This window comes from Pseudomonas sp. KUIN-1 (assembly GCF_009176725.1).
Taxonomy (GTDB): domain Bacteria; phylum Pseudomonadota; class Gammaproteobacteria; order Pseudomonadales; family Pseudomonadaceae; genus Aquipseudomonas; species Aquipseudomonas fragariae.
This window is the reverse complement of sequence record NZ_AP020337.1, coordinates 1,836,255-1,846,527: the sequence shown is the minus strand read 5'-3', so window position 1 is coordinate 1,846,527 and position 10,273 is coordinate 1,836,255. Positions and strand designations below refer to the sequence as shown.

Annotated in this window: 5 protein-coding genes; 1 reads left to right on the top strand and 4 read right to left on the bottom strand. The window is 56.5% G+C overall.

All coding sequences use genetic code 11. The annotated features are described in order from the left end of the window. Positions 1–39 precede the first annotated feature (39 nt). Positions 40–3,906 (bottom strand): non-ribosomal peptide synthetase, encoded by a 3,867-nt coding sequence (locus KUIN1_RS08860; protein ID WP_232060020.1) that lies wholly within the window; start codon positions 3,904–3,906, stop codon positions 40–42. A gap of 323 nt (positions 3,907–4,229) precedes the next feature. Between KUIN1_RS08860 and gntB the strand changes: the two genes are divergently transcribed. Beyond that, a complete protein-coding gene (gene gntB / locus KUIN1_RS08855) occupies positions 4,230–5,282 on the top strand; it encodes a guanitoxin biosynthesis L-arginine gamma (S) hydroxylase (protein ID WP_011267186.1) in 1,053 nt (350 codons plus the stop codon). Positions 5,283–5,433: 151 nt separating this feature from the next. Here the strand turns inward: gntB and KUIN1_RS27830 are convergent, their stop codons facing one another. From KUIN1_RS27830 to KUIN1_RS08840, 3 genes are all read right to left on the bottom strand, one after another. After that, positions 5,434–6,150 (bottom strand): LuxR C-terminal-related transcriptional regulator, encoded by a 717-nt coding sequence (locus KUIN1_RS27830; RefSeq protein WP_011267185.1) that lies wholly within the window; start codon positions 6,148–6,150, stop codon positions 5,434–5,436. Positions 6,151–6,583: 433 nt separating this feature from the next. Then, entirely contained in the window at positions 6,584–8,974 is a 2,391-nt protein-coding gene (locus KUIN1_RS08845) for an efflux RND transporter permease subunit (protein ID WP_024651744.1), read from the bottom strand. A gap of 26 nt (positions 8,975–9,000) precedes the next feature. Beyond that, positions 9,001–10,047 carry a YCF48-related protein gene (locus tag KUIN1_RS08840; protein ID WP_161632420.1) on the bottom strand — a complete coding sequence of 349 codons (1,047 nt, stop codon included), beginning with the start codon at positions 10,045–10,047 and terminating at the stop codon, positions 9,001–9,003. Positions 10,048–10,273 lie beyond the last annotated feature (226 nt).

The following is a 10,273-nucleotide window of genomic DNA, read 5'->3' as shown; positions in this document are numbered from 1 at the left end:
GGGGGTGCTGTTGCTACCCACCACGCGCCTGAAAAACGGTCAGGCCGTCAACGGCTCGGCCGAGCGTTCGATAGCACCTGCAAGCGTCTCGACGCTGGGATACTCGAAGAGCAGATTCAGCGACAGACGAGTGCCAAATTGCTTGCTCAGCCTCGACATGATCCGCATACCGGCCAACGAGTGTCCGCCGATGGAGAAGAAGTCTTCATTTCTACCCACGTCCGGCACGTTGAGGATGTGCGCCCAGACCTCGGCAATGGATTTTTCCAGAGCCGTCGACGGTCGCTCGCTGGTAACCCTTGCACGGCCGTTTTGAGTCGCCAGTTCAAGCAAGGCACGCTTGTCGACCTTGCCGCTCGCATTGACCGGCAGTTGCTCGATCACATGCACTTCGGCAGGCACCATGTAGTCGGGCAGGCATTCTCTCAACGCCACACGAATCTGTTGCTCATCCAGTGCAACGCTGCCGTCCAGACTGACGAAGGCGACCAGCTGTTTGTCCAGGTTCAATGTGCGCAGAATCAGTGAGCACGCTGTGACACCCGGCAATTGACGTATCGCCTGCTCGACCTCACCCGGTTCTATACGCAACCCACGGATCTTTATCTGACTGTCACTGCGTCCAAGGAACTCGATACCGCGGCCCGGGGTCCAGCGCGCCAGATCACCGGTGCGGAAGAGTGTTTTGCCGGGGAACCGCTCCAGCGTCACAAACCGCTCCTGGCTCAGTTCCGGACGCTTGAGGTAGGCACCGGTGATCCCTGTGCCGCCGATGAATAACTCCCCTGGAACACCGGGCTCGGCAAGCTGCCCGAAAACATCCACGATGTAGGCATCGGCCTGTGCAATCGGCCATCCGATCAAGGGTTTGTCAGTCACTTGTTCGACCTTGTCCATGCTGTAGGCCGTGGTAAAGACCGTGCCTTCAGTCGGGCCGTAACAGATGGTGAGCGTCCCGGTGGAGCGTGCCAGCAAACTGCGCATGCTTTGCGGCGAAACAACGTCACCGCCGGTCAGTACATGCCTCACGCCAGCCATCGCCTGAGGATATTGATCGACCATCTCCTGGAACAATGCGGACGTCAGCCAGAGCACACTGACCTGCTGATTTTCCAGTGTGTGTGCCAGGTCATCCAGTCCGCCGGCTTCGCCAGGCTGAACCACCAACTGCGCGCCGTTCAGCAAGGCGCCCCAGATTTCAAAGGTCGACGCATCGAACGCGAGGGGCGCGAAAAACAGGAAGCGGTCGTCACCCTTGATATCGATATAGTCCGTACCCTTGACCAGACTCACCACCGCGCGGTGGGTACTGGCCGTGGCCTTCGGAGTGCCCGTGGAACCCGATGTAAACATGTAATAGCAGCGAGCATCCGCGCTGATGACAGGTTTGGCCAGCGGCGACACGCGTGGGTCGTCCTGCTCATTCACCAATTGCCCTATCAACAGTGTTGAGGTTGCATCACGTAAAGCCGGAGCACTCTCATCGATCAGTGCCCACTTGACGTCCGCCTCCTCCAGAAGCCAATTACGACGCTCTGCAGGCAATGCACAGTCGATCGAGAGGTAGCATGCACCGGCCTTGAGCACGCCCAACAGCGCCGCAACCAGCAATTCGGAGCGCATCATGCAGATGCCCACGACGTCACCCGGCTGCACGCCCTTGCGAAGCAATGTGTCAGCAACTTTGTCGGCGGATTCATTGAGCTGAGCGTACGTCAGCACTGCATCGCCGCACCGCACAGCGATGGCCTCGGGCTGTATGGCCGCAAAGGCCTCGACGATGGCGTGCAGGGACGTTTCAGGATAGCTCGAGTCAAGCCCTTCACACTGTGTCTGAATGGCAGCCTGGTGCTGGGCCGATAGACTTTGCGCCAGCGTTTCGTCCAGTGATTCGCTGGCCTTTTCCAGCAACTGGACGTAATGCCCGGCCATTGAAGTGGCTGTTTCCTGAGCGAACAGATCAGCAGCATAGCCGAGTGACAACGAGGCCTTTGTGCTGGAACGGTCCAGGACGAATTCGAGAGGCGAGTGCAGACTGCCCGACGCGCCTCCCTGCTCTGCACGCGCGGAAACACCGTCGCAGAATACCGACTGTATCAATGACTGCGGCGCTCTTCCCGAGGCCGCAACACTGTCATCAAGCGCTTGTTCCAGACCCTGGGCAGAAGATGCGTGCCAGTGACGAGCCTGCTCGCAGTGCTGTTGTGCGCGCAGGAAGACATCGGCAAACGTGTCATGCGCAGCGAGCGTCAACTTGAGTGGCAACGGTATGGCCAGACGCTGTCCATCGGCAGCAGTACCCAGACCGGCCACGACGGTTTGATGCCCGCCATAACGAGCCATGGTCACGGCATAGAGAGAAAAAAGCGCTGCTTCAGGTTCAATGTTGCGCTGCTCACACGCTTGAAACAGGCGCGCAAGGCTTTCATCCGGAAGAGGGATTTCATGACGCGCAAGCGGCCCGCTGACTGCGCGATTAAGCGCATGGTCAGGCAGAAGCCCCGAAGCTTCGAGGTCGAGTGATTGTTTCCAGAATTCCATACCAGGATTGACAGAAGAACTGCCTGACGGCGCGGCCAGCACAGCAGACTTGCGTACATTGGCGAGACTTTCTGCAGGTTGCTCGAGCCAGGCGCCAGCCAGGTGAAGAAAATCGGCCATCAGCGCTCTGACATCTGCTTCTTTGGCGACAGCGGTGGAGTACTCAAGCATGAAGCGACCACCAGCGGCCGGGTTCACTTCGTCATCGAAAACGCAAATGACGTTGAGGTCGAATTTCGCAGAACCGTTTGCCAGCCCTTCCACCACCTCGACATCAATGTCCGCAAAGTCCAGGGTGCGGGACATGGAGTTATGAAAGCTGAAAGCAACCTGGATGTACGGCAATTGCTGAGTGACACGATCCGGACTCAGATCGGCAACCATTGTTGAAAACGGTACATGCGACTGCAGGCAAGCCGTGCGGATTTCTTCTTTCACGGCTGCCAGTAGAGGCGCCCAGGACGTATTCGCATCAATGTCGATGCGCAGCGGCAACATGTTGACCAGCATACCGATGGTGTTTTCGATGCCCGGCAAGTCACGGTTGGCGACGGCGGTGCCTATCAGCTGTTGCGTCTGACCCGAACGCGCCGCTACCACGCAGGCAAACAGCGAAAACATGGTCTCGAACAGGGTGGATTTATTTTCCGACCCATACGCCTGCAGTGCGCTGATCAACTTACCCGGCAACGGCACCGACACCGAACTTCCGACAAAATCCAATGCGGCTTGCGCGTCCTTCTCTGCCGGAAACGGCGAATGCGTGTAGGCCGGCCAGGTTTCAAGACGTCCGTACCAGAAGTCTCGGCCTTGACGGCCTTCAGCCGAATCCAGCCAGTCGCGCTCCCATTGGCAGTAATCGATGAACTGGATCACCGGCTCAAGGGGCTCCTGATTCGCGCGGCCCTTTTCTTCATTGTAAAAATGATTCAGCTCTTTGAGAAACAGCCGGAATGACCAGCCGTCATGAATGAGGTGGTGTTCGATATGCAGCAATACGTGGAACTGATCGCTGAATTTGAACAGTACCCAGCGAATCAGCGGAAGTTTCGCCACTTCGATCTTCTGGGCAATTTCAGCTTTCACAATAGAATTCATGTAGGTCTGCCGTACCGCTTCACTGCTGGCAGACAGGTCAACGATCGGAATGTTCACGGACCAGGCGTCCTGGATAGTTTGCCGTGGTTCTCCGTCAACCTCATCAAAAACAGTGGACAGTGACTGATGGCGTTCAACCACCCTGTTCAGCGCACGTTCAAGCACGTTGATATCAAGGTTGCCGCGAATGTTCAGCATGGCCTGAAAGTTATAAGCAATACTCTCTGGTACTAACGTCTCAAGAAACCAGGCTTGTTCCTGAGACATGGAGAGTGGCCCTTCAGTACCGGTTATATGCTGTGCGCCGGCCCGCATAGCGAGATCTTGAGAGCGTGACGGTGCGGTATTATTTTTCTCAAAACTGTTCATGACGGCCTCGGATAACATATTGATCAGGTGACATCAACCTCGTAAAAAAACCGGTGTATCCGTTTTTGTTAGCGGTGATTGCCTTCTTTAAAAAGACCACACGCCACCGCCAACTGTCTACCTGTAAAAAATAGCAGCTTACGCGGCTCCCCGCCCCTCTCTAGTCTATATAACGCCCTAATTACCAACGCATTGCAGAGCACAACCTGTCGAGGTAAACGATGCAGACCGTCCAACGATTTCACTGTACAAATGCACTAAAACTTGAACTGACGTGTCTTTATAAAAAGAATAACTGGCGATGGCTATTGGGTTGGTCGGGGGATGTTCTTGTCATTGCTTCCGCTGTCGCACTTACCCAATGGTCATTGTATGCTTACCCCCTCAGTGTGCTGATTATCGGTTCACGGCAACGCGCCCTTGCCTCTCTCGTTCATGAAGCAGCCCATTTAACCCTGACCCAAAGCCGCCGCCTCAGTTATGCCATTGGCCACTACCTGACCGGATTACCCATCTTTCAGGATTACGAGGCTTATCGACATTCGCATGTGCACATGCATCACCATCATCTCGGTGACGCCGACAAGGACCCGGACTATCGTTACTATATTGAATCCGGGCTGCAGGCGACCGAAGATCGATTCGACTTCATGTTCAACCACCTGCTTAGAACCGTGCTGTTTCTGAATATATTCAGCTACCTGCGCTACCTCGTCATTCATCGGTTGGGCGCACTGTTGAAATCCCCTCGCAAAGCCCTGACACTGATCGCGGTACACGCTGTTTTATTCTCGCTTTTCTATGCCACCACGGGCGTGTACGGTTACTTGATGTTCTGGCTCGTTCCTTATCTGACGGCCTTTCAGGTCATCGGCTGGCTGTCGGAAGTTTCTGAACATTTTGGATTATTCGGCAGGGAGCAGGAGGCCTTGCGTATCACCCGCAACCGTTTTCCCTCCTGGTGGGAGAGGCTGTTTATCGGCATGCACGGGGACAACCTGCACCTGACCCATCACCTGTTCGCAGGCATCCCCTACTGGAACCTGCACAAGGCACACTCCATTCTCCTGCAAGACCCTGACTATGCCGAAGCCAATCTGGCCAAGGGTGGCATCATCTCGGGTCGTCGCGATACGCAATCGGTCATGCGCCAGATACTGAGTATTTATCGCCTGCAAAACAGACGTCATTCGCCATACGGCACTGCACCGCAGACACTGTGCGAACAGTCGGCACGAGAAGGTACGCAGACCACGAATGGCGATGACCGATAGCCATCGCGCGGGCATCCAGATGGGGTCAATGAGCATTCCGATCGGCCTCGCGCTGTGTCGGAATCGCACAAGAAGAATCCAGGCTCACTCAACGCGTTGACTGCCTTGGCGCCCGCCACTCAACCCAGTCGTCATGGGTTCCAAAAACCCCTTACAAAATTCCCATCTTGGTCAGTTGTATGCAGGCCTGGAGTTTGGTTCTGACACCCAACTTCGAGATGACATTGGAAATATGAAAATCTACCGTTCTTTTGGATATATTTAGAATGACGGCAATTTCATTACAGGTCTTGCCGATGGCTGTCCATATGTACACCTCCTTTTCACGGTCCGTAATAGTGAAGTTTTCGTCCGACTCATTGACGCCCATGACCAGGCCCGTCAACTTATGATGAAACTCACGAACCAGCGACTTCACCTCTGCCGCAAGACTGTACTCGCCTTGCGTACTTCCTGTTCCGGTTTCTTTATTTGCAAACCGCAGTAAACTGAATGCCTTCTCTTCGCCGAGGTAGAACGCCGTCATCCCGTCAGAGGTGGTACCGGCGTCGATCATTTCGCCGCGGTCATTTGATGATGTCGGCCTGTTCAGTAAACCGGTAAATAGTGGCTCAGAGCAAGCAACGTCCCAAATCGCATCCGCGACGTCCTGCCGCTCTGCGCAATGACTATTATTTTTCCCTGCCTCCGGAACGCTGATCAGAACAAAGCCATGTTGCTGTACCGCTGGCGCGTGATGATAAAAAAAATAGGTATAGTGATGAACACCCCGCTCACTTGCACTCTGTTCGAACTCCCATTCCAGCTTTTGTCTGCCGGTGCTTTTTTCATGGCCAAACGTATCACCGCGCAATGAAAGTGCCATCATTCTACTCCATGAACTACTTGAAATGGCTAACTCTCAAGTGAGAAGCCCATGCAAATTATGATAACTATGCACCACCCTTCACGCAACTTAAGTAACTCTCAGACTTTAAATACCGGCACATTGCCCGCACACTGACACTCGCTTTGCGCGATTATAGTATTTCTTACGACATCTTATTAAGCCGCACACTAATAGCCCCGCCCGACAGAACAATATCTTGATGTTTCTGATAGGCGTCTCATAAAAACCTTAACTCTATCACCCTAAAAACTCTATTTTTCGCCCTTTTTTTCACCCCCTTGTCCCCCTTTTCCAGTGCAAGGCAACCTTGACCCGACACAAGCCGTTCAGCAAAGCAACCGCGCGCTGCGAAACGTTCAGCACAGAGCGAAGACACGTCACCAAGAAGAGGATGGATAACCTCATGTGTGTCTCAATGTGAAAACAACGAATTCCCCACCTTCCCCGCCATCTTCTCCGGCCTGATCAGAAACCGCGCCAGCGCAGGCAGCAGCCACAGTGCGCCGAACATGTTCCACAGCAGCATGAAGGTCAGCATCAGGCCCATGTCGGCCTGGAACTTGATCGCCGAGAAGATCCAGGTGCACACACCGATGGCCAGACACAGGCCAGTGAACAGCACGGCCTTGCCGGTGGATTTGAGGGTTTCGTAATAGGCTTCCTGCAATGGCAGTCCGGCGCGCAGGAAACTCTCGAGACGGCTGTAAATGTAGATGCCGTAATCGACGCCGATGCCAACGCCCAGCGCCACCACCGGCAGGGTCGCGACCTTGACGCCGATGCCCATGAAGGCCATCAGGGCGTTGCCCAGCACCGAGGTCAGCACCAGCGGCAGGACGATGCACAGCGTGGCGGCCCATGAGCGGAAGGTGATCATGCACATCGCGGCCACGCAGAGGTAGACCAGCAGCAGAATCACCCACTCGGACTGCTTGATCACTTCGTTGGTCGCGGCCTCGATGCCGGCGTTGCCGGCGGCCAGCAGAAATTGCCGGTCCGGCGTATCGTTCTGTCTGGCGAAGTCCTGCACTGCATGCACCGCCCGGTGGAGGGTTTCGGCTTTATGGTCGTTGAGGAACACCAGCAGCGGCGCCAGCGAACAATCGGTGTTGTACAGGCCGTCGGCGCGGGCGATGGAGTTGTTCAGCACGTCCTTGTTACGCGACAGGCTCTCCCATTTCAGGTTGCCCTCGTTCATGCCCTTGATCATCTGTCTGGACACCGTCACCAGCGAAATGGCCGACTGCACGCCCTGGGTGTTCTCCATCTTCCAGGCCAGCTCGTTGATCGCTGACATTGTCGAATACGCCGAGCAACCCTCGGGGCCTGTCTTGACCATGACCACCAGCACATCGGAACTGGTCGAGTAATGGTTGATGATGAACGCGTTGTCCCTGTTGTAACGCGAGTCGGGGCGCAGTTCGGGCGCGCCCTGATCCAGGTCGCCGATCTTCAGGTTCTGGCTGTACCAAAGCCCCCCTCCGAAGGCCAGCAGCGCCAGCACAATCGACACCGGCGCGACTCTGGCGCTGGCAAAGTTCGCCAGCAATCGCCAGAAAGGATGCTCGGAGACCGCATCCTGCTTGCTGCGGCTCACTGCCTTTTTGCTGATGCCCACGTAGGAAATCGCCACCGGCAGCAGGATCAGGTTGGTGAACACGATCACCGCCACACCAATGGAAGCGCCGATGGCCAGCTCGCGGATCACCCCGATGTCGATAATCAGCAGCGTGATAAAGCCCACCGCATCGGCCAGAATCGCAATCATGCCGGGCAGAAACAGCTGACGAAACGTCCGCCGCGCAGCGGTCAGGGCGTTGTCGGCCTCGCTGGATTGCAGGGCAATACCGTTGATTTTCTGCACACCGTGAGAGATGCCGATGGCGAAAATCAGAAACGGCACCAGCATCGAATACGGGTCGATACCGAAGCCGACCACATGCATCAGCCCCAATTGCCAGATCACCGCGATCAGCGTGGTGCTCAGTACTGCCACCGTGCTGCGGATACACCGGGTGAACCAGATCAGCAGCACCAGCGTGATCAGAAAGGCGATGCCAAAGAACATCACCACCATGAACAGACCGTCGATCAGGTCGCCGACCTTCTTGGCGAAGCCGACGATGTGAATCCTGATGTCGGGGTTTTGCGCCTGATACTTGTCGCGGATCTTTTCTTCGAGCTGGTGGGAGAATTGCTGATAGTCCAGCGCCAGTAATTTGCCCTGGTCTGCCGGGTCCGGGTAGGACTCCTGCAGCGGAACATCAATGATGCTCGACCTGAAATCGTTGGCGACCAGGCGCCCGACCTGCCCGGACTTGAGCACGTTGTTGCGCAACTGGTCCAGACTGGCCTCCGAGCCGTCGTAGCTCTGCGGGATCACCTCGCCTCCCGCAAAGCCCTCTTCCGTCACTTCGGTCCAGCGCACGCTGGGGCTCCACAGCGACTTGAGCCCGGAGCGGTCCACGCCGGGGATGTAAAACACTTCGTCGCTGATCTGGCGCAGGGTCTCCATGTACTCCTTGGAGAAGATGTCGCCGTCCACCGCTTCGACCGATATGCGCACCGTGTTGCCAAGGTTCGCCAGATCGTTACGATGCTTGAGCATGTTCTGAACGAACGGATGAGACAGCGGGATCATCTTCTCGAAACTGGTGGAAGGCCGCACCTGCGTGGCCTGCCAGAACAGAAACAGGCTGGCCAGCAGGCAGAGGAGAATCACTGCCGGGCGATGGTTGAAAATCAGGCGTTCAAGGAAGGTTGCTTTTTCATCCGGATCTTGCGCGTGCTGGTGCGTGCTCATGCCTGAATATCCCGCCCTGAAAGGTCTTATTGTTGGGTCGTATCGGCGCCCGTCGACGAGGTGAGGCGAACGCCGCCCTGTCCTACCAGAATCAGATTGCCCTGAGAATTGCCGGTAACCCCGGCCAGCGAGATGCGATCAGGTCGATTGAAGACCGCGAATGTTTCCCCGTCATCGGTGCTGCGCATGACACTGCCGCCATTGCCGACCAGCACCAGCGAGCCATCGGCCAGCAGCGTAGCGCTGGCCAGGCCGAACTCGAGCGGCCCGCGCGCGCCCTTCAGTTCGATCGGCTGCCAGCTGTCACCAAAATCGCTGGAGCGAAACAGATTGCCGCGCAGACCATAGGCCAGCAACGTGGACGGCTGAGCCGTGCCGATCACGCCGAATAACGAGCCTTGATACGGGCCGGCGATTTTTTCCCAGGTCTGCCCCTCGTCGCGGGAGCGAAACATGCTGCCCGCTTCGCCGACAATAAACAGGCCGGCGTCCTTGACCTGAGCGATGCCGTTCAGGTGGTATTGATCCTCGTTGTCCAGCCGGTCGCTGACATCTTCCCAGTGCTGCCCGCCATCGGCCGTGCTCAGCAGCAGGCCGTAGGCACCGATGGCCAAGCCGTTGTCGAGGTCCTTGAACCAGACATCCAGCAGCGGAGCCTCGCGCTTCAAGTCCTCGAACTGCTTGTTCCAGCTCTTGCCGCCATCGCTGCTGGCCAGTACCTGCGCGTCGTGACCGACCGCCCAACCGTGCTGTTCATCCACAAAAAACACGGCCGTCAACAACTGCCGGGTAGGCACGCGGGCCTGACTCCAGGTCATGCCCTGATCATCGGAAAGCAGAATATGCCCATGGTCACCCACCACGACCAGCCGCGCACCCGCATGGGCAACGTCCAGCAACAACGCGCGAGAGGCTTTGGCCGACTCGATGGCATAAACAGGAGCGTCTGCAGCAACGGCAGTGGCTAGCGCCTCGGAACCGGCCATGGCTGGCAGCGCAAACAGGGATGACGTAACGACAGCCAGGGACATGCCCGCGTATAACCGGGTGCGACGATGGAAAGACTCACGCATGGACTTTTCCGCTCTTATTATTATCAGGTGGCTGTTATCGAGTGCGGGTGCCGGACAACTCATATCGATGTCGACGCCCGCAGCGCTATGGCGTTACCTGTCTGTAAGCTCGGCCATCCTAGGCAGCTTTGCAAATGCCTGACAATCGACATGTCGTTATCTTTTGTTAAGCGTGCTGAATGTGATTGATGAAACATAACGACGGTTGATCGGACAGATTGACCAG

Bases quoted from the DNA above. Each gene is read 5' to 3' on its own strand.
- KUIN1_RS08840 (WP_161632420.1), bottom strand. From the start codon at position 10,047: ATGCGTGAGTCTTTCCATCGTCGCACCCGGTTATACGCGGGCATGTCC.
- KUIN1_RS08845 (WP_024651744.1), bottom strand. From the start codon at position 8,974: ATGAGCACGCACCAGCACGCGCAAGATCCGGATGAAAAAGCAACCTTC.
- KUIN1_RS27830 (WP_011267185.1), bottom strand. From the start codon at position 6,150: ATGATGGCACTTTCATTGCGCGGTGATACGTTTGGCCATGAAAAAAGC.
- KUIN1_RS08860 (WP_232060020.1), bottom strand. From the start codon at position 3,906: ATGTCTCAGGAACAAGCCTGGTTTCTTGAGACGTTAGTACCAGAGAGT.
- gntB (WP_011267186.1), top strand. From the start codon at position 4,230: ATGCAGACCGTCCAACGATTTCACTGTACAAATGCACTAAAACTTGAA.